Below are 18,472 nucleotides of genomic sequence, written 5' to 3' on the forward strand. Positions count from 1 at the left end.
CCTCAAACCGGGATATAAACCGAGGTTTTTAAAATACTTTCTGTAGGTTACAGAAATATACGTGTTTCCCGCACCGCTTCCCCTACTTCTTACGTAGGTGTAATACCTTGATGATACGGAAAAGTAAAAGGATTTAATGCTCGCTGAAAATGAGTAATAAACACTGTTTGACTCGTAGTTATCGTCTTTGGCATGGGAAAATCCCGTCCTGAAGAAGAACTTTATCCTTCTTCGTGGCTTAAGTTCTTTAACAGGACATCCGTATCTATCAACAAGGACGAAAAAGGGAGTGTTGGGACATTTATCCACGCTATCGTCCACACCGTCAAGGTCGGAGTCCCTAAAGCCAAACGCAAAGCCAAGAAGTGCAAAAAGTAGTGCTAAAAGCATCTCAGCGAACTATTTTAATCCTCCCATTTTTCCTCTCCTTCGTGAGGTGGATATCTATTTTTTCCTTTTTCAAACTCCTCGTATCTTTCCTTATTTCTTTCAAGCTTTTCATCCAGCTCCTCATAAAACTCTTCCCTTTCCTCCCTGTGCATATATTCCCTTTCTACTTCTCTTTCCATTTCCCTTTCGTATTCATACATTTCTTCCTTTTCGGGTATTTCCCTTTCGTGGTGTCTTTCCCCGAACTCCCTGTAAAGTCTCTTTATTATCTCCTCCCTTTTTTCCTCCTGCATCTCCATTAACTTCATTTTCAACCTGTTCATATATATGTATCTCTCTTCGGGGGGGGCTTTCTTAACCTTTTCTATAAGCTCCCTTATATCATCCTCCCCTAAAGCAAATAAAAACAAGAAGAGAAGAAGAAAGAAAACCATCATAAATAGGATATGAAAACTTAATCTTCAATTTCCACGTCTATCTCAAGGGCTACGTAGTTGTTATTATTGTCCTGAACGTATTCAACCTCAACGTAAGTGTTCTGACTTTGGAGGTTTTGGAGTTGTGAAAGACACTCGGTTCCTACGAGATATGTATCTTCCTCATGCGGAAGGTCAAACTCACAATAAGTTCTATCGTTTACCTGTATGGTAGTTCTATTTACCGTTATGGTGTTATTTATTGTATCAACCTGTATATCTGATAAGGGTAACTTCATCTCATGCCTTTGTATCATACCTTTGTTGTTATGTTCTTCTCCCTCTCCTTCTCCGAACCTTTCCCTGTGTTCCCTTTCGTATTTCTCACCACAGTCGTCTCCTTTTTCAAGCTCAAGCTTTATAACTCTTTTATCTACGGGATGAATCTTTACCTCTGCACATACGGGACCCTGCATACTTTTAATTGTCCGAACACAGTCCTGACCGCAGTAATTTCCACCTGGAAGCTTACAAAGCGTGTTACTTTCAACGTTTGCCGTAAGCTCCGGACTTACCGAAATTGTTCCGTCAAAGTTTTGAGGGTCTATCACCACGTAAGCTTCTATTTTCCCTCTTGTTTTTATGTTTTCTTCATCTTCATGCCTTGCTGAAACATACATGTCTTCAACTCTACACTCACTGTTCGCATTATCACAGTTTACTCGGAAGTTATTAAGTTGAAAGTCTACAACGAGGTTTTTACCTTGAGCCGGGTCAACGTTTGCCTGAAGGTTTATTGAACACCTTCCCGCTTGTTGGTCACATCTTATGTTCTGTTTATTGTCAATGACAAAGTTCTTTTCTTGACCTTCGTAAACTACAGTTCCCCGATTTGAAATTTCAAGTTTCATACCTACAAACTGCTCGTTCGGAACTTGAACAGTTCCAAGGTAATGGTATACCCCTTCCAGTTCCGCAAGGTCAAGGGTTACCCCCGTGTTGTCATTAAACACAACTTCCGTATCTGTGCATGCATCATCCCTACATAGCTCAATCTTCTGAAGCTTAATTTCAAATCGTGCTATATTTGCCGGTGCATCGGTTGCGTAAAGGTCAAGGGAGGAAGTCGTTAACGAGCTTCCTGAGGATACTGAGCCTCCACCACCTCCACCGCATCCGTAAATAAGTGCTAAAGAAAATATACTTACCGCAAGGAGCTTTTTCCTTCTCATCATTTCCACCTCCTGGTTTTAAGAGTAGGATGTAAAAGTTAGCTGAGAGTAAGCTAAACGTTAGTTACACGTTAGTTAGGGCTTTTTACATAAGAGATAAAATTTTATTATGACCATAAAGGTAATTAAAAAAGAAAAGTTATACGAGACCTTGAGGGAGGTTCTGAGAAAGGCCGAAAAAAGCCTAAAGGTTGCCTCCGCCTGGATAAGGGGTGAGGCTTTTAAGGAGCTTCTCTTTTCCTTAAAGGAAGGGGTTGAGATTGAGGTTATAGTAAGAGCAGGTGAACTTTCGGACCTTGAGATAACGGACGTTTCTTTCTTCATAGCTGTAAAGGAAAGGGGAGGAAGAATTTATCTGAACAGAAAACTCCACTCGAAGTTTTTAGTTGTTGACGAAAGTATAGGGGTTGTTGGTTCCTCAAATATTACACTCAGGGGAATACACAAGGATGGAAACGAGGAAACTAACGTTCTTGTAGAAGATGAACCTGTAAAGGAACTACTTGAAGAGTTTGAGAGGTTAAAGGAGTCTTCCCTTGATATAACGGGGATAAAGGGTTTTACGCTTAGCGTTAAGAACTCTAAAGAGGGAAGCGCCATCTTTTTTGAAGATGTAAAGGAACAGAGCTACCTCAAGACGGAAAAGAACGAAAGGGTTTATCTCGTCAGACTCGTATCCCTTCAGGAGTCAAGAGAGCTGAATAACGAGGTGATAAACAGAATAATGAAAAGTGAGAATGGTGATTGGAAAAAGGCAAGCTTTTACGCATACATGGGGGAAAAGCCTCCCTTGAAGATAGGGAACCTTGAGTTTATATGTGAATACGATAAAAAAGAGAGAGTTTACAGAACGGAAGACTTTTTTTTGGAAAGCGGTATGCCTCTTGTTCCCGCAACTGAGGAAGAGTATATAAACGAAGTATTTCGTAGAAATCACGCGGGATACAGTATGTCCATTCCGGTTTACATAGGGAAGCTTTACGGCTCGGATATAAAAACATATCTTGACGCTCTAAAGGTGATAACTCAACACATGGTTCTTCTCGGAACTACAGGATCGGGTAAAACAACCTTTGTGAGAAATTTCCTCGGAAACCTTTCGGAGGAGGTTGAAGTTGTAGTTCTGGACCTTCACGGGGAATACGGAGAGCCCCTCAGGGAAAGAAGGGAGGTTGAAGAAATAGAGATTGATAACGTTCTCTTTCCCGTTGATGTTGATGACCTTAAGGAAATCCTGAAAGGAAGCGGTATAATCCTCGAGGAGAAATCAGCACAAGAAAAGAACTTTTTCGCATTTTTTAGGAAATCCCTGGTCCCCGACATTAAGCTGATAGCTTACAGAGAAAAAAGTCTGAGGGAGCTTGTAGAAACCGCTTACCAGTTTCTTCCCGTGGATATGAAGGATGAATTAAGGAGTATGCTTGAATACCTAATAACCCAATACGGGAGCAACTCCGTGAACGCTCAACCGCAGGTTATTAAAAAAATAGAGAATCTTTTGAACTCTGAAAAGAAACTTAAGGTTATTAACTTCAGGAATCTTGATATACTCCAGAGCAGACTGAACCTCGTTGGTCTAATTCTAAAGGAGTTATTCAGGAGGGCAAGGGAAGATAGAAGGGAAAGGTTAATAGTTGTTGAAGAAGCCCATAACTTTGTCCCCGAAAAAGGTGTAGGTATAGCTCCCTACGGAAAGGAGAACATAGCCCAGGTAGTTCTTCACGAGATAGCTATGGAGGGGCGAAAGTATAACCTGGGTCTTATCGTAGTTTCCCAAAGGCCTTCAAACATAAGTAAGTTTGTTCTTTCCCAGATGAACACTCAGGTGATATTTAAACTTATAACGAAAAACGACCTTGAAGCCGTTTCCCAGTTTTTTGAGCATTACAAAGAGGATATATACAGGAAACTTCCTTTCCTTAAGGTCGGAACAGCATACGTGAGCGGACTCGGGGCTCCCTTTAGCTTCCTCGTTGAGATAGAAGGGATTATCCCTCAGACTCCTTAAGCTTTGATAGAAGTCTCTCCTTTACCTGGTCGTAGTAGGGATACGTTATTCCCTCCTTCTTTATCCATTCTACAAGTTCAAGGGCTTCCTTAATTTTGCCTTCTCTCTCAAGGAGGTAAACGTAAACCTCAAAGGCCATAATCTGGGGTAGGGTTCCTCCCCACCTTTCCCTTAGTTCATCTTTATACTCCTCGTAAAGCTCAACGTCCTTAAGGACGTACTTCTTCACCTTTTCAAGGTCTTTCTGTTTCTGGGCAAGGAGAATAAGGTCGTTCAGTATAAGGTGCGCTTCGTAGGGTGTGCCTTCCATCTTAAGGGCTTCGTTGTAAAGCCATTCTGCAAACTCGTAGTCTCCTTCAAGGAGAGCTGTTTGGGCAAGGGTTCCGAGGAAGGTTCTCTTTGTATACATCGGGTTTTCTATCTCTCCGGTATCAAAGTGTTTTGCCTTGAAGGGAAAGTTTAGGCTTTTTATCGTCTTTAAGGAGTAGTAGTGTTTAACCTTCTTCTGGTATTTATGTGGGAGGTTTTCATACCAGTCCCACAGGTCCAAGGCCTTAAGAAGTCCTCCTTTTTCTCTGAATATTCTGAAAACTCTTCCTATCATCGGTAATAAGATAAGACGTAATCGAGTTTTCGCCTGCATTTAGGACAGAAATCTCGGGATTTTCTGTCAACTTCGTGGATGCTGTTTGAGAAACTCATAACACAGTAGGGGTCCTCGCAGTGCTTGAGACCGAAAGTGTGTCCGAGCTCGTGGTTAGTTTCCTTAAACGTTCTCTCAAAGAAAACCCTCTCGTCGGGATGCCTTAACCTGTATGTGCTCACGACAGCATACTTTCCCCCATACTGGGCTTCTCCAAAAACGAAGTTAAGACCTTCCTCGTAAAGGTCAAATCCGACCAGGGCTATAAGCCTCACCATGTTCGGGTAAACTATTCCCGATAGGTATTCAAGAATGGCCCCGGCACGATACTGTCCCCTTTGGAGATTGTAAGCCACGCTTATGTCTGCCTTTACCGTTGATACCCTTACATCAAGTTCGAACATCTCTTTTATATTTCCCGCATCCGCAAGGAGAAGCCTGTCTTCAACATCTCCGAAAGATACGATGTATATATATCCCATTATCTAAAAGCTAAAGCAGTTCAGAAACCTTGAAAAGTGCGTATAGGGGAACGCCCTCTTTTTCTATGTTTTCCCTTCCTCCCTCCTCCCTGTCTACCACGGCAAATACACCTATAACCTCAAGACCGAATTCCTTACAAGCCTTTACTGCCTTGAGTGCAGAGCTTCCCGTTGTTACTACGTCTTCAAGGACCGCAACCCTCTCCCCGGGATTCAGCAGTCCCTCAATCTGTCTCTTCATTCCGTGGCCTTTCGGCTCCTTCCTCACAACGAAGGGTTTTATAGGATTTGAATCCATAAAGGAGACGAAGCTTACCGCATAGGCTATGGGGTCGGCACCCAAGGTAAGTCCGCCGCATGCGTCGGGATTAAACTCCTTGAGGGTTTCATACATAACTTTCCCGAGTGTGTAAGAACCCTCCGGGTCAAAGGTTACCTGCTTGAGGTCTATGTAGTATCTGCTCAGTTTTCCCGAGGAAAGCTTAAAAACGGGTTTGTCCGCAACCTTCAGGGATCGCTTCCTTATCAGCTCCTTTAGTCTTTCTCTCTCAAGCATTTAAATTGATTATACCTCTCAAGGACTTTTTCCTTTAGTTGTTCGTTTGCTTTACCTTCAAGGAACGCTTTCACTTCCTTTTCAAGCCTATTTAGGTGCTTTACTTTTATCTCTTCGTTTTTTGGCTTCTCCGCCTGAATTTTGTGTCCTCCTTCCATCAGACCCTCGGGTATATACCAATCCCTAAAGTAGGTGTATCCGAGTTTAAGGAGCTCAAAACCCATACGCGAGAGTGCGGGAGGAACACCCTTCTGGAGCTCCTTAGCTGTTTCCTTATCCTCAAAGTATTCAACGAAAAGCTTAGGAAAGTAGGAAGAAAATAACTTGTAAACTTCCCTCTCACAAAGAGAGCCGAAGAAGGAACTCCCTTTAACCGAGGGTTTTATCCCGAATATTTCCGCCCAGGGGCCATAGTGGGGTTTCCTTCCGAGGAAAACCTTGACCGTTAGAAGACTTTCTCCGTCAACCGCTAGGTCAAGGTTAAACTCCTCTACAAACCTTCCCCTTGATACCCTTACGAGTTCCAACCTCCCGAGGTCTGTCTCAACACCCTTCTCAAGCCTTTTTTTTAGTGCTTCAAAATCCCCGAAGGAAAGCATATAATTTTTTTACAATGTTTCTTTCTCTGAGAGCTCTGATATTAATTCTGGTGGTTTTAACCTTTGTAGGGACAAAGCTATCGGGTTTATACGTTCTCTGTGTTCACGAAAGAGAGAATATCGTCCACTACGAGGTTTTAAACCTTTCTGAAGAATCGGATATTTTTACCGCCGGGGAGGTTCACGTAAATATTGATGACTTTTTAACCCCAAAGGAAGTTGATTTAAGTTTTCCCCTGGTTTTACCCGCATTATTTGTAAATTTCCCTGTAAGGAGGAAACTTTCTTCTTACAAGATAAAGATAACAATTCCCCTTGAGCCGATAAATAAAACGGTCCGCCTCTTAATTTGATTCCCTACCTCTCTTTCTAGAGGTATTCTCAAATTTCCCGAAAGGAGGTTAGGTATGTTTCTTGTTTTTCTAATTGTTTTTGGACTTTCGTTCGGTATAACGCTTGAGGAAGGTTTAAAAGTTCTGGAGGAAAACAACCCGGAGCTCAAGGCCATGAGGAAGACCCTTGAGTCTTACAAAGGTCTTGAGATTGCCGCAAAGGCTTTACCGAACCCGGAACTTAGATTGGAAAGTGGTTTTTTCTCAACAACTCAGGATTTAAAACCCGTGGGGAGGTTCGTATACATACTTGAACTTTCCCAGAGAGTTCCTTTGTGGGGGCTAAGGGAAAAAAGGCTAAAGGTTGCAAAAACAGAAAGGGAAGTTTTTCTATACGACTACACCGCCAGGAAGTACGAGCTGTTTTCGGAGTTTTACGGGAGATTTTACGAGACCCTTTACAGAAAGGAGATTCTGAAGATAGAAAAAGAAAACCTTAAGATATCGGAGGAGATTCTTAACTTTGTTGAAAAAGCTTACAAAATAGGTGAAAGAACCGAGCTTGAACTCCTAAGGGCGAAAAGAAATTACGAAGAGGCAAAGATAAGGGTTAGCCTGGCCCTAAATGACTATGAGCGCTCACTTAAAGAGCTGGAAGCCTTTACGGGAAGTGAGGTAAAAGACGTAAAAGGGAACATTTACACCCTTCCGGAAATTCGTGTTCCGGAAGTTAGCAAAAGTCCGAGGGTTATGAGGTACCTCTCGGTTCGTAAACTCCTGGAAAGAAGGATAGAGGTTGAGAAAGCTCTTTCAAAGCCCCAACCGAGTATAGGCATTCTCATGGAGGACAGCGAAGAAGGATATTACGGCTTTCGTGTAAGCCTTTCCTTTGAACTTCCTGTCCTATACAGAAGACAGGGGGAGATACTGCGACATATGAAACTGAAGGAGGCGGTTTCCTACCAAATGAAGAACGAAAAGCTCGTACTCTCAACAGCTGTTAGAAATGCCCTAACCCTTATGGGAACATTAAGAGAGAGTATAGAGAACCTTGAGAGAGTTCTTCTACCTCGTGCGGAAAAGGAGCTTTCTCTTGCATTAAAAAGTTATAGGCTTAACGTGATAAGCCTCCTTGAGCTTACCGACGTTAAGAGGCGTTACTTTGAGCTGTTAAGGGAAAGAGCTCGTCTCTACAGGGAATTTCACATAGCCTTTTCCGACCTGATAAAAGTGGGAGGTATTAAAAGATGAGGCTTCTTTTCGCTCTATTTCTCATAAGCTTTCTTTTTGCTCACGAGGGTGAAAAAGAGCACCACGAAGAAGAAATAAGGCTTACAAAGGAACAGATGGAACTTCTCGGTATAAAGCTCATGAGGGTTGAGAAAAAGCCCGTAAGTAAAGTTATGGAGTTCCCTGCAACCGTTGAAGAGTATCCCCAAACCGCCTATAAGGTCTATAGCCCCATAGAGGGAATAGTAAGGAAGGTTTACAAGTTTGAGGGAGAATACGTAAGAAAGGGTGAGCCGCTCCTTGAAGTCTTTTCCCCTTACATAACTGAGCTGATAACGAGGGTTGAGCGAACAAAAAGGGAGCTAAAAGTAGCAGAAAAAGTTTATAAGGAGTACGAAAAACTATACAAACAGAAGTTGATAAGGTATAGGGAATACCTTGATGCAAAGGCAAGGTATGAAAGCCTTAAGGGAACTTACGAGGCTCTCCTCGGGGAGCTGAGAAGCTTCGGAAAAATTAAAGGGAGAAACCTCCTTATAACCTCTCCCGGAGAAGGTTACGTTGTATTCCAGAAAGTCTTTGTAGGTAGCAGTGTGGGAGTTGATAGACTTCTTTACGAGGTTCACAACCACAAAAAAGTTTGGGTGTATGCCTGGGTATCCCCCGAGAAGCTTAAGGAGGTAAGAAACTCCGAACATTTTGAGGTAATGGTTGACGGGAAAAGTATCGTGTGCTCTCCTGACTACATAGGACACGAAATAGACGAAGGAACAAGGAAAGTAAAGGTGAGATGCACCGTTAAAAATGAGGGGCATATACTTCTACCCGGAATGTTCGTAAACGTGAGGGTTTACACCGGAAAGGATTACGGGATAGTTGTTCCCAAATCCGCGGTTAAGGAAATAGAAGGTAAGCATGTAGTTTTTCTCTTTAAAGAGGGAAAGTTTATACCGAAAGAGGTTGTGATACTTAAGGATCTTGGAAAAGAGTTTCTCATAGAGGGTATACACGAAGGTGAGGTTATAGCGGTTGAAGGAACTAACTTCCTGAAGACAAAAATCACCGGTATAGAAGAGGGAGGACACGCCCACTGAAGGAGGTGAATGGATGTTTAGGGTTATACTGAAAAACAGACTTCTTGTTTTAATACTTCTCGGAGTTGTAATATTTTACGGAGTCAAGAGCTTCAGAGAAATCCCCATAGACGCCTTCCCCGACCCTACTCCCGTTCAGGTGAACATATACACGGAAGCTCCCGGGCTTTCCGCCGAAGAAGTAGAAACCTTAATAACCATTCCCATAGAATCGGTTATGAACGGTATAAAAGACGTTACCCTCGTCAGAAGTGTTTCCCTTCCCGGGTTATCTTACGTATCCGTTTACTTCAAGGAAGGAACAGACGTTTACTTTGCCAGAAGACTCATCATGGAAAAGCTCCCCGACGCGACCGCAAGACTCCCGGAGGGATACGTCCCCGTCATGGGGCCAAACTCAACGGGACTCGGAAACATACTCCTGTATGCTGTTGAGGATACAAGCGGAAAATACAGCCTTGAGGAACTCAAATCCATATACCAAAGGTGGATGATAAGACCTCTGGTTATGAGTGTGGGAGGTGTGGAAGAAATCGTCCAGTTCGGCCCCGAACTCTCCTACCTCATTATCCCCGACCCTGATAAGTTTCTTTATTACCGTATAACCTTTGAAGACCTGCTTCAGGCGCTAAAGAGGAACAATCTCATAGTTGAGGGAGGCTTCTACGTATCAAAAGAAGGAGACCTCGTTGTAAGAGGTTTGGGAAGAATAACATCTATCCGGGAACTTCTTAACATTCCTGTGAAAGTTGACGAAAAGACGGGTTTACCCATTCTCCTCGGGGATATAGCAACGGTAAAGAAGGGGGAGGTTCCTAACAGACGGGGAGCTTTCACGATGAACGGTAAAGAGGTTCAGGGAAACATAGTAGTTAAAAGGATATATGAAAACACAAAGATAGTGGTTGATAAAGTCAAAAAGAAACTTGAAGAGATAAGAGAGATACTTCCCGAAGGAATAAAGCTTGAGCTTTTATACGACCAGGCATATCTCACGGAAAAAGCGGTTTCTACTATACAGAAGGCACTCTTCAGCGGAATGCTTCTTGTAGCACTGATAACCGCCTTTCTTATGGGAAACTTCAGAGCATCCATCATAGTTATATCTTCCCTTCCGCTTACCCTTCTCATCTCCTTTATAGTGATGCGGGAGATGGGAATAACGGGAAATCTGATGAGCCTCGGGGGACTGGCTATAGGCATAGGTATGTTTGTGGACTCCTCGGTCGTAATAGTGGAAAACATATACAGACACCTTTCGGAAAGAAAGGAAGGCTTTAAGTTTTCAATAATCCTTGATTCAATAAAGGAGGTATGGAGACCTATTCTTTTCTCCGTTCTCGTTATATCAATCGTCTTCACTCCTATATTCGTCTTTGAATCCATTGAAGGGAAGTTCTTCAAACCCCTCGCTCTTACGCTTATAATAGCCCTTCTCTCTTCACTCTTTGTCGCTTACGTGTTTATACCTGTTATCTCTTACTACTTCCTGGAACCGGGAAAAACCGCATACAGCACACTTATGAACGTAGCGTTAAAGGTTTACGATAAAGTTCTTGACCTTTCCTTTAAGTTCAGACTTCCCATAATAGCCCTTACCCTTATTTCCTTTGTGTTTAGTCTCTTCCTTCTTACCAGAACGGGAACAGAATTTATGCCGGAGCTTGAAGAAGGAGCTGTCATTGTAAAAGCCTTCCTTGACCCGAACGTATCTCTTGAAGAAGGAAAAAGAATAGCTACGGCCATAGAAAGGGAAGCGATGAAGTTTCCCGAAGTTATAAGAGCTTTCTCAACGGTAGGAAGAGCTGAAAAGGGAGAACCCGTTGACGTTAACTATATAGAAACATGGATAATTATGAAACCTCCGCAGGAATGGAAGAGCTTTAAAACGAGGGAAGAGTTTAACAACATACTCAGGGAAAGGCTAAGCTGGCTTCCCGCATCCCTTTCCTTTACCCAGCCTATAAAGATGAGGATTGATGAGCTCCTTTCGGGAGTCAGGGCTGATATAGCTATTAAGGTTTTCGGAACTGACCCACAAAAGCTCAACGAGATTGCGGATAAGGTTAAGGAGATAGTCAGGAACACTAAAGGAGCGGTTGACGTTGAAAAGGAAATTCAGGCGGGAAGACTTCAACTGAAGGTGTATCCCAAAGAGGGGGTTCTGAACAGATACGGAATAACTAAGGAAGAGGTCCTTGACGTTGTAAGGTATATGCTCGGAGGCCGTTCTGTCGGATACTTCCAACAGGATACCCTTCTCTTTCCTATAACCCTAAGGTTACCCGAGGAGTTCGTCGGAGATGTTGAGAAGTTGAAGGATATCCCCCTATTTGAAAGGGAAGGACGGATTTTCAGACTGGGAGAACTTCTTGATCTAAAAGTAGAACCGGGTCTATTTATCATAAGAAGGGAGAACAACGTAAGGTATGCACTCGTCATGGCTAACGTTGAGGGGAGGGATATAGGTAGTCTCGTTGAGGAACTGAGGGAAAAGATAAAGAAAGAGATAAAACTTCCGGAGGGCTACTTTATAACCTTCGGCGGTCAGTTTGAAAGCCAGGAGAGAGCTATGAAGAAGCTCTACATAGCGGTACCCCTTGCCATATTCTTCATATTCATTCTCCTGTATCTTAACTTTAACTCCGTAAAAGACACCCTTATAGTTATGCTAAACGTTCCCTTTGCAATAATAGGAGGTGTGATAGCGCTTTACATTTCCGGCTTTAACCTTTCCGTTCCTTCCGCAATAGGTTTTATAGCCATATTCGGAATTGCAACCCTCAACGGAGTCGTTCTCGTTTCCTACATAAAGCTTATGCTTCAAGAGGAGCTTGAGCTGAGGCAAGCCATAAAGAAAGCTGCCATGCTCAGGCTGAGACCAATCCTCATAACAGCTATAACTACGTTTATAGGACTTGTTCCCCTTCTCGTGATAACGGATATAGGTTCCGAGGTTCAAAAGCCACTCGCTACGGTTGTTGTCGGAGGAATAATAACCTCTACCTTCTTGACACTTCTCGTTATACCTACGGTGTATGAGCTGGTCCAGCGTCGCTTTGCCCGCTAATTTATCTTTTTCTGTATGAGGCTTGACAAATACCTAACGGAAAAGGGAATAGTTCCTTCAAGGGAAAAAGCCCAGGCGGTAATAATGGCGGGACAGGTTCTCGTAAACGGAAAGGTTGTTGATAAACCCGGATACAGGTTGAAAGGAAACGAAAAGATTGAGGTAAGAGAGCTCCCGAGGTACGTATCAAGAGGAGGAGAAAAGCTTGAGTGGGCCATAAAGCGTTTCGGGTTATACCTTGAGGGGAAAGTGGCCCTTGACGTTGGTTCTTCTACCGGAGGGTTTACGGACTGTATGCTTCAACACGGGGTTAAAAAGGTTTACGCTGTTGACGTAGGAAGGGGACAGATGGACTACAAGCTTAGGAACGACCCCCGCGTTATCCTATACGAAGAAACCGATGCGAGAGAGCTTACGGAAAAGCACGTTCCCGAGAAAGTAGACCTAATAACTTGCGACGTTTCCTTTATCTCGTCTACGAAAGTGATACCCTCTGTAACACCCTTTCTAAAGGAAGATGGACACCTTCTCGTCCTCGTAAAACCCCAGTTTGAGCTTTGTCCGAGAAAGGTCAAAAAAGGGATTGTAAAAGAAATTTCTCACAAAAGGGAAGCAATTGAAAAGGTAGTAAACTTTTTAAAGGAGGAGGGTTTCAAAATCCTCGGAATTACAAAGTCAAGACCTAAAGGAACTAAGGGAAACGAGGAGTTCTTCGTTCTTGCCTCAAGGAAAGGAGAGGAAATAAATATAAACAAAGCTATAGAAGAAGCCTTGAGGGAGGAAATAGATTGAAGAAAATCTTATTTCTCCTCTCATACTTGGCCATTCTTTCCTTTATAACGGGTATTATCGTTTACAATGTCGTAACACCGATACCTATCGGTAAGAAGGTTGTTGAGATAAAGTACGGAACCCCTGTTCCGAAGATAGCGGAAATCCTTGAGAAAGAGGGTATTATTAACTCAAAGTATTTGTTTCTCGTACTCCACGCTTTCTTGAGGGGAAAGCTTGAAGCGGGAGAATACGAGTTCAAGGGAAAGTTGAGTATCTACGAGGTTTACAAAATACTTGAAGAAGGAAAGGCAAGGCTTTACAAAGTCGTCGTGAAGGAAGGGGACGACCTATTTGATATAGCGAAAAACCTTGAAAAAAACAAAATATGCAAAGCTGAGGATTTCCTAAGATACGCCTTCTCGGAGAAGGTTGTAAAGAAGTATAACCTTGACGTTCCGTCTATGGAAGGGTTTCTCTTTCCCGATACCTACTACTTCTCAAAAAACACTCATCCACTCAAGGTTATAGACGTAATGTATAAAAACTTCCTGAAAAAAACGGAGGATTTAAGGAAACACCTTGAGGAGAAAAACCTATCTCTGGAAGTCTGGGTCACGGTTGCCTCAATGGTTGAGAAGGAGACATTCCTGAAAGAGGAAAAGCCTCTCATAGCCGCTGTTATATACAACCGCTTAAGGAGGGGAATGAAACTCCAGATAGACCCAACGGTGATATACGTGGCGAAGAGAAGGGGACTCTGGAGAGGAAGATTTCTCAAAAAGTTCTTTTACATAGACGACCCTTATAATACGTATGTTTACTTCGGGCTTCCGCCGGGTCCTATATCAAACCCTGGCCTGGACTCCCTTAAGGCATCCCTTTTCCCGGCTAAGGTTGATTACCTTTACTTTGTGGCGGACCGCTACGGAAGGAAACACTACTTCGCAAGAACATATGTAGAACATCTCAGGAACATGCGAAGAGCGGGGAGATAAATTATTCATATGATATCCTCTTACGTCGTAACGGGATTTTTGGGAAGCGGAAAGACGAGTTTAATAATAAACTCCGTAAAGGAGCACCTGAAGGATAAAAAAGTTGCTATAGTCGTTAACGAGTTCGGTGAAATAGGGGTTGACGGAAAGATTTTACAAAACGTTTACTCCGAAGTTCTTGAGCTCTCCGAAGGGTGCATATGTTGTAAGCTGAGTGCCGAGTTTGAAAGCTCCGTTCGGAAACTAATTCAGGACTACAACCCGGAGGTTTTAATCGTTGAGACCTCCGGAACAGCTGAACCTTTCCCCATAGTCTTCAGCCTAAAAACCCTCGGTCTATTCGTTGACGGTGTTATATGTGTGGTTGACACAAAGAACTTCTTTAAGTATAAGGATGACGACACGGCGAAGTATCAGCTCGCAACAGCTAACGTCGTAGTTCTTAACAAGATAGACCTCGTTGACGAAGACCAAATAAAGAAAGTGGAAGAGAGTGTAAAGGAGATTAAGGATAAATACAAAGTTGTGAATATGTTCGCTCCCGAAGAGAAGGAGACATTTTATAGGATATACAGGGCAACCTACGGAAAAGTTCCGGCGGAAGTATTTAAGGGTTCCGAACACCCCATAGAGCTAAAACAGAATATTCATTTTCACTCCCACGACCACAGAAGTGAGGAAGTTATAACCTTTAAGGAAGAACCTACCGAGGAAGAGCTTGTTAAACTTCTCAAGTCTCTAAACGGCGTAATAAGAGCCAAGGGAATTGTTAAGCTAAAGGAGTATCCTTATCCCGTCTTTGTGCATTACGTTTTCGGGGATTACGACATAGGGATGCCCGCGGAAAACTACAGAGGAGAGTCCTTCCTGGTTTTAATAAAATGAATCCCCGGGATTTTTACGAGTACCTTCTAAAGAGAGGCTTTGAGGAGAGAAAGTCCCAGAGGAAGATGATAGAGCTCGTTGAGGAAACAATAGAAAACGAAGAGGTCTCGTTAATAGAAGCTCCCACCGGAACAGGAAAAACCTTTGCCTACCTCATTCCGTTAATAGTGAAAGGAGAAAAGGCTATAGTCTCAACGGGGACGAAGATACTCCAGGACCAACTAAAGAGGGATATAGAGTTCCTATCCGCTCACTGGAAGCTCATCACGGGAAAGGAGGTAAAATACGCTGTACTTAAGGGAAAGGGAAACTACTTCTGTATAGACAGGCTTAAGAAGGAGGATGTAGACCCTGCTGACAGGCTTGAGATTGAAAGTCTTATGGAAACGGAGTGGGACGGGGACTTGACCCTCACGAACGTATCTCCTGAGACAGCGGAAAAGGTTTCCGTTGACGACGATTACTGCACCTTTGCCTACAGAATGGCCTGTCCTCACCTATGGGAGTGTTATTACTGGAGTAAGTTAAAGAGGAAGGAGGCCGAGGCGGACATACTCGTTGTTAACCATTCCCTTCTCGCTTTAAGAGAGTTTGATACGAAGGATAGAGTTCTCGTTATAGACGAAGCTCATGAGCTTGACAGATACCTTACTCATGCAACGAGAAGCGGTATAACCCTTTACTGGTTTAAGGAGCTTGAGCAGGGACTCGGTAAGTTACTCGGGGAGGAAATTAAACTCGGGGCGGAGGAGTTCTTTACAAAGAACTTCGGTGACAACTTCTCGGAGGACGAAACAGAAAAACCCCTAAAAAATCCGGAGTTTTACGCTCCCCTTTTGAAGGAGTTCCTATACGTTCCTCTAAAATCCCACGTTAACAGGCTAAGGGAAAAGGTGAGAAAGGAACTTGAGAAGACTATAAGCGAGAGACTTATGGTTAGCTACACCTTTAAGGAGTTCCTTGAAAAAACTTTTATACTTCCTAAAGATCTTCTTGACAGAGTAAAAGCGGGGTATGAGGAGCTTGATGAAGAGGAAAGGAGACTTATAGACCTTGTAAAAAAACTCAATTACTATGAGCGAAAACTCGCCAAGTTAAGGGATTTTATAGAGATAATGATAGAAAACAGGGTGGACATAGGGTTTAAAATCGCAAGAAAGTGGAGCAGGAAGCTGAATAACTACAACTACCGCATAGAAGCCTTTATGATATTCCCCCGAGATATACTTGACCCCGAAGACTACAAGGCGGTAATCCTTACCTCCGCAACTGTTGACCCGGAAGACATATACCTTACCACGGGCATTACGGGAAATTACTACGTTCTTGAACATAATTACGACTACACAAGTTCAACAATAATCATAGAAAACACAAACCCCAAAAGGGAAGACTGGAAAGATAAGCTAAAACAGAGCTTTTACATACTTATGGACAGATACGATAAAGTTCTTGTTCTTCTCACCAATAAGGAGCACCTGAAACTCTTTGAGGGAGAAGGAGAGGGTGTAAAACTCCAAGGGAAGGAAAGCCTCACGATTCTAATTGAAGAATTAAGAAGGGGAAATATAAAAGCTCTGGTAGGTCTTGATAGTTTGTGGACCGGTGTTGACGTGAAAGGAGAAAAGGGAATTCTCATGGCAAAGCTCCCCTTTGAGAACCCGAGCGACCCGCTTACTCACTTTAGACTCAACTACTTAAAGAGTATAGGAGAAGACCCCTTCTTATACCAGAGGAGAAAAGCTTACATAAGGTTTCGTCAAGGTGTGGGAAGGCTTATAAGACAGAACTCCGATAAGGGAACGATAATTCTCTGCGATAACCGTATATGGAGATACAGGGAGTTTGTTGATTTCCTGAGGACTCTCGGAATAAACGTAATTTACAAAGGGAAGTTTAAACGCTTTTTTTACTACTGAGAACCTCATCAAGTGCTCTTTTTACCCTGTCGTAAGTGCTGTATAGGTCTTCGGAGATAACTTTAGTTTGTGCAATGACGGGCATAAAGTTCGTATCTCCGTTCCACCTCGGAACCACGTGGAGGTGTATGTGTTCCTCAAGACCTGCACCCGCCGGTCTCCCGAAGTTGTAGCCTACGTTAAAACCGTGAGGTTTATACTCCCTTTTTAGTGCCTCAAGAACAGCCTTCAGAAGCTCGTGCATCTCAAGGGCGGTATCCCCGTCTATATCCCCGTAGTTTCCCGTGTGCTTTACGGGAACAATCATAAGGTGTCCCGTGTTATAGGGATACTTGTTCAGAATGACAAAAGCATTTCTTCCCCTGTAAACGAGTAATACCTCCTTCCACTTCTCCGGGGGCTGTCTAAGAGCGTGACAAAGGAAACACCCTTCTATCTTATCAACATTTTCAACGTAAGCCCTTCTCCAGGGTGCCCACAGTATCTTCATACTTCAGTTTATTGTAAATCTCAACTATTTTCTTTACAGCCTCTTCTTTGCTCAGCCTATCAAGGTCTATCTCGTGCCAGCCTTGTTTTCTGAACCACCTTATCTGTCTTTTCGCTTGTTCTTTAGTATTCCTTACCGCCTCTCTTATACACTCTTCCACGGTTTTTTTTCCTTTTGCACATGGAACAAACTCTTTGTAGTCTATCGCCTGACCCGAGGTTAAGAAGTTCTCATAACCCATACCGAGAAGCCTTCTCACTTCCTCAAGGAGTCCTTTCTTCACCATATCCCTAACCCTATTCTCTATCCTTCTGTATAGGTTCTTAAGGTCTCTTTTTAGGTAAAAACCAATGAACTCAATTTTCGGTTTATCCCACCTGTGAAAGGAGGAGAAAGGTTTTCCCGAGTTAATAAAAACCTCTAACGCTCTTACCGTTCTTCGGAGGTCGTTGGGATGTATCTTTTTAGCGTAAATCTTGTCCACAGCTTTTAACTTGTTGTATAAGAACTCCTTTCCTTTCTCCTCAGCAATCTTATACAGCTTATCCCTTAATCTCCAGTCGGGTTTTGGTGTGTTTTCAATCCCGTAAATCAAGGCTTGTATGTATAAATAGGTCCCTCCTACAACCATCGGAACCTTTCCCCTCTCCTTTATCTCCTCTATTAACCTTCTTGCTTCTTCTTCAAATATCTTTGCATCAAAGTACCCTCCGGGCTCCACAACGTCTATTAGATGGTGGGGAACTTCCTTTATGCACTCAAGGGGTTTAGCGGTTCCTATATCCATGTATTTGTAAACCGCCATGCTGTCAGCACTTATAACTTCCCCTCCCAGTATTTTCGCTACCTCACAAGCTATCTCCGATTTTCCTACTGCGGTGGGACCACCGATTATAAGTGTCTTCATATAATCTTTTAAAATATTTAAAAAATCCGAAGGAGGTAAGTAATGGTTGAGCACGTGGACGAAGCCCTTGAAACTCTTAAAAACTCTAAAGTTGTTGCGGTTGTGGGAATATCTCCGAAACCCGAAAGACCCTCTTACTACACGACCGAGAAGGTCGTAAAAAAAGGTATGCATAAAATATACCTCGTTAATCCGAGATATGCGGGACAGGAAATCTTCGGAATAAAGGTTCTCCCCTCACTTAAAGACGTCCCCGAACCCATAGACATAGTAAACGTTTACAGAAATCCCGCCCACGCTGAGGAGGTTATAAAAGAAGCCTTGGAAGTCGGCGCTAAGTGTGTGTGGTTTCAACCCGGAGCGGAAAACCCCGAAGTAATAGAAAAGTATAAGGACAAAATTAAGATAATTTACAACGCATGTATAGGCGTTGAAGCGGGATATCTTTAA

The 18,472-nt window shown here is 43.0% G+C and carries 19 protein-coding genes; 10 read left to right on the top strand and 9 right to left on the bottom strand.

Annotation, left to right across the window (positions count from 1 at the left end; translation table 11 throughout):
- The 3 genes from ACWB1W_RS02260 to ACWB1W_RS02270 all read right to left on the bottom strand — a co-directional run.
- Positions 1 to 390, bottom strand: a 390-nt coding sequence (locus tag ACWB1W_RS02260) for a thrombospondin type 3 repeat-containing protein (RefSeq protein ID WP_479369775.1), incomplete at its 3' end; no start/stop codon positions are given.
- A gap of 14 nt (positions 391 to 404) precedes the next feature.
- Entirely contained in the window at positions 405 to 827 is a 423-nt protein-coding gene (locus tag ACWB1W_RS02265; RefSeq protein ID WP_479369776.1) for a hypothetical protein, read from the bottom strand.
- A 17-nt stretch (positions 828 to 844) separates the two neighbouring features.
- A complete protein-coding gene (locus tag ACWB1W_RS02270; RefSeq protein WP_479369777.1) occupies positions 845 to 2,038 on the bottom strand; it encodes a DUF4382 domain-containing protein in 1,194 nt (397 codons plus the stop codon).
- A gap of 109 nt (positions 2,039 to 2,147) precedes the next feature.
- On the opposite strand from ACWB1W_RS02270, the gene ACWB1W_RS02275 reads away from it, so the two are divergent.
- Positions 2,148 to 4,046, top strand: coding sequence for a helicase HerA domain-containing protein (locus ACWB1W_RS02275; RefSeq protein ID WP_479369778.1), 1,899 nt, complete (start codon positions 2,148 to 2,150; stop codon positions 4,044 to 4,046).
- Here ACWB1W_RS02275 and ACWB1W_RS02280 read toward each other — a convergent pair.
- The 4 genes from ACWB1W_RS02280 to ACWB1W_RS02295 are packed head-to-tail and all read right to left on the bottom strand — an operon-like array spanning position 4,027 to position 6,326.
- On the bottom strand, positions 4,027 to 4,650 hold the full coding sequence (locus tag ACWB1W_RS02280) for a hypothetical protein (RefSeq protein ID WP_479369779.1): 624 nt from the start codon (positions 4,648 to 4,650) through the stop codon (positions 4,027 to 4,029). The two genes, ACWB1W_RS02275 and ACWB1W_RS02280, sit on opposite strands and share 20 nt — an antisense overlap.
- The gene (locus ACWB1W_RS02285; RefSeq protein ID WP_479369780.1) at positions 4,647 to 5,171 is read right to left on the bottom strand and encodes an archaemetzincin family Zn-dependent metalloprotease; all 525 of its coding nucleotides are present in this window, start codon (positions 5,169 to 5,171) and stop codon (positions 4,647 to 4,649) included. The genes ACWB1W_RS02280 and ACWB1W_RS02285 overlap by 4 nt, the downstream gene beginning before the upstream one ends.
- A 10-nt stretch (positions 5,172 to 5,181) precedes the next feature.
- Complete coding sequence (pyrE, locus tag ACWB1W_RS02290) at positions 5,182 to 5,727, bottom strand: orotate phosphoribosyltransferase (protein ID WP_479369781.1); 546 nt, start codon at positions 5,725 to 5,727, stop codon at positions 5,182 to 5,184.
- Positions 5,706 to 6,326, bottom strand: a complete 621-nt coding sequence (locus ACWB1W_RS02295) for a DUF1122 family protein (RefSeq protein ID WP_479369782.1) — start codon at positions 6,324 to 6,326, stop codon at positions 5,706 to 5,708. The genes pyrE and ACWB1W_RS02295 overlap by 22 nt, the downstream gene beginning before the upstream one ends.
- A 14-nt stretch (positions 6,327 to 6,340) precedes the next feature.
- Here ACWB1W_RS02295 and ACWB1W_RS02300 point away from each other — a divergent pair, with 14 nt between their 5' ends.
- Genes ACWB1W_RS02300 through ACWB1W_RS02335 form a run of 8 tightly spaced genes read left to right on the top strand, consistent with a single transcriptional unit; the run spans position 6,341 to position 16,625 of the window.
- A complete protein-coding gene (locus ACWB1W_RS02300; RefSeq protein ID WP_479369783.1) occupies positions 6,341 to 6,679 on the top strand; it encodes a hypothetical protein in 339 nt (112 codons plus the stop codon).
- Between the two features lie 54 nt (positions 6,680 to 6,733).
- On the top strand, positions 6,734 to 7,909 hold the full coding sequence (locus tag ACWB1W_RS02305; RefSeq protein ID WP_479369784.1) for a TolC family protein: 1,176 nt from the start codon (positions 6,734 to 6,736) through the stop codon (positions 7,907 to 7,909).
- Complete coding sequence (locus ACWB1W_RS02310) at positions 7,906 to 8,982, top strand: efflux RND transporter periplasmic adaptor subunit (protein WP_479369785.1); 1,077 nt, start codon at positions 7,906 to 7,908, stop codon at positions 8,980 to 8,982. Before ACWB1W_RS02305 ends, ACWB1W_RS02310 begins: the two co-directional genes overlap by 4 nt.
- Before the next feature lie 13 nt (positions 8,983 to 8,995).
- The gene (locus ACWB1W_RS02315) at positions 8,996 to 12,052 is read left to right on the top strand and encodes an efflux RND transporter permease subunit (RefSeq protein ID WP_479369786.1); all 3,057 of its coding nucleotides are present in this window, start codon (positions 8,996 to 8,998) and stop codon (positions 12,050 to 12,052) included.
- A 15-nt stretch (positions 12,053 to 12,067) separates the two neighbouring features.
- Positions 12,068 to 12,844, top strand: coding sequence for a TlyA family RNA methyltransferase (locus ACWB1W_RS02320; RefSeq protein ID WP_479369787.1), 777 nt, complete (start codon positions 12,068 to 12,070; stop codon positions 12,842 to 12,844).
- Complete coding sequence (gene mltG, locus ACWB1W_RS02325) at positions 12,841 to 13,821, top strand: endolytic transglycosylase MltG (RefSeq protein WP_479369788.1); 981 nt, start codon at positions 12,841 to 12,843, stop codon at positions 13,819 to 13,821. Before ACWB1W_RS02320 ends, mltG begins: the two co-directional genes overlap by 4 nt.
- Positions 13,822 to 13,830: 9 nt before the next feature.
- Positions 13,831 to 14,706, top strand: a complete 876-nt coding sequence (locus tag ACWB1W_RS02330; protein WP_479369789.1) for a CobW family GTP-binding protein — start codon at positions 13,831 to 13,833, stop codon at positions 14,704 to 14,706.
- Entirely contained in the window at positions 14,703 to 16,625 is a 1,923-nt protein-coding gene (locus ACWB1W_RS02335) for an ATP-dependent DNA helicase (protein WP_479369790.1), read from the top strand. The genes ACWB1W_RS02330 and ACWB1W_RS02335 overlap by 4 nt, the downstream gene beginning before the upstream one ends.
- Here ACWB1W_RS02335 and ACWB1W_RS02340 read toward each other — a convergent pair.
- Both ACWB1W_RS02340 and miaA read right to left on the bottom strand, forming a co-directional pair.
- Positions 16,603 to 17,115 (bottom strand): HIT family protein, encoded by a 513-nt coding sequence (locus ACWB1W_RS02340; RefSeq protein WP_479369791.1) that lies wholly within the window; start codon positions 17,113 to 17,115, stop codon positions 16,603 to 16,605. The two genes, ACWB1W_RS02335 and ACWB1W_RS02340, sit on opposite strands and share 23 nt — an antisense overlap.
- Positions 17,075 to 18,022 carry a tRNA (adenosine(37)-N6)-dimethylallyltransferase MiaA gene (miaA, locus tag ACWB1W_RS02345; protein WP_479369792.1) on the bottom strand — a complete coding sequence of 316 codons (948 nt, stop codon included), beginning with the start codon at positions 18,020 to 18,022 and terminating at the stop codon, positions 17,075 to 17,077. Before miaA ends, ACWB1W_RS02340 begins: the two co-directional genes overlap by 41 nt.
- A gap of 42 nt (positions 18,023 to 18,064) precedes the next feature.
- Here miaA and ACWB1W_RS02350 point away from each other — a divergent pair, with 42 nt between their 5' ends.
- On the top strand, positions 18,065 to 18,472 hold the full coding sequence (locus ACWB1W_RS02350; RefSeq protein WP_479369793.1) for a CoA-binding protein: 408 nt from the start codon (positions 18,065 to 18,067) through the stop codon (positions 18,470 to 18,472).

It is taken from the genome of Aquifex sp. (genome assembly GCF_056494385.1).

Bases quoted from the DNA above. Each gene is read 5' to 3' on its own strand.
- ACWB1W_RS02350 (WP_479369793.1), top strand. From the start codon at position 18,065: ATGGTTGAGCACGTGGACGAAGCCCTTGAAACTCTTAAAAACTCTAAA.
- ACWB1W_RS02330 (WP_479369789.1), top strand. From the start codon at position 13,831: ATGATATCCTCTTACGTCGTAACGGGATTTTTGGGAAGCGGAAAGACG.
- ACWB1W_RS02305 (WP_479369784.1), top strand. From the start codon at position 6,734: ATGTTTCTTGTTTTTCTAATTGTTTTTGGACTTTCGTTCGGTATAACG.
- miaA (WP_479369792.1), bottom strand. From the start codon at position 18,022: ATGAAGACACTTATAATCGGTGGTCCCACCGCAGTAGGAAAATCGGAG.
- pyrE (WP_479369781.1), bottom strand. From the start codon at position 5,727: ATGCTTGAGAGAGAAAGACTAAAGGAGCTGATAAGGAAGCGATCCCTG.
- ACWB1W_RS02310 (WP_479369785.1), top strand. From the start codon at position 7,906: ATGAGGCTTCTTTTCGCTCTATTTCTCATAAGCTTTCTTTTTGCTCAC.
- ACWB1W_RS02320 (WP_479369787.1), top strand. From the start codon at position 12,068: ATGAGGCTTGACAAATACCTAACGGAAAAGGGAATAGTTCCTTCAAGG.
- ACWB1W_RS02285 (WP_479369780.1), bottom strand. From the start codon at position 5,171: ATGGGATATATATACATCGTATCTTTCGGAGATGTTGAAGACAGGCTT.
- ACWB1W_RS02315 (WP_479369786.1), top strand. From the start codon at position 8,996: ATGTTTAGGGTTATACTGAAAAACAGACTTCTTGTTTTAATACTTCTC.
- ACWB1W_RS02265 (WP_479369776.1), bottom strand. From the start codon at position 827: ATGATGGTTTTCTTTCTTCTTCTCTTCTTGTTTTTATTTGCTTTAGGG.
- ACWB1W_RS02275 (WP_479369778.1), top strand. From the start codon at position 2,148: ATGACCATAAAGGTAATTAAAAAAGAAAAGTTATACGAGACCTTGAGG.
- ACWB1W_RS02280 (WP_479369779.1), bottom strand. From the start codon at position 4,650: ATGATAGGAAGAGTTTTCAGAATATTCAGAGAAAAAGGAGGACTTCTT.
- ACWB1W_RS02270 (WP_479369777.1), bottom strand. From the start codon at position 2,038: ATGAGAAGGAAAAAGCTCCTTGCGGTAAGTATATTTTCTTTAGCACTT.
- ACWB1W_RS02340 (WP_479369791.1), bottom strand. From the start codon at position 17,115: ATGAAGATACTGTGGGCACCCTGGAGAAGGGCTTACGTTGAAAATGTT.
- ACWB1W_RS02295 (WP_479369782.1), bottom strand. From the start codon at position 6,326: ATGCTTTCCTTCGGGGATTTTGAAGCACTAAAAAAAAGGCTTGAGAAG.
- ACWB1W_RS02335 (WP_479369790.1), top strand. From the start codon at position 14,703: ATGAATCCCCGGGATTTTTACGAGTACCTTCTAAAGAGAGGCTTTGAG.
- ACWB1W_RS02300 (WP_479369783.1), top strand. From the start codon at position 6,341: ATGTTTCTTTCTCTGAGAGCTCTGATATTAATTCTGGTGGTTTTAACC.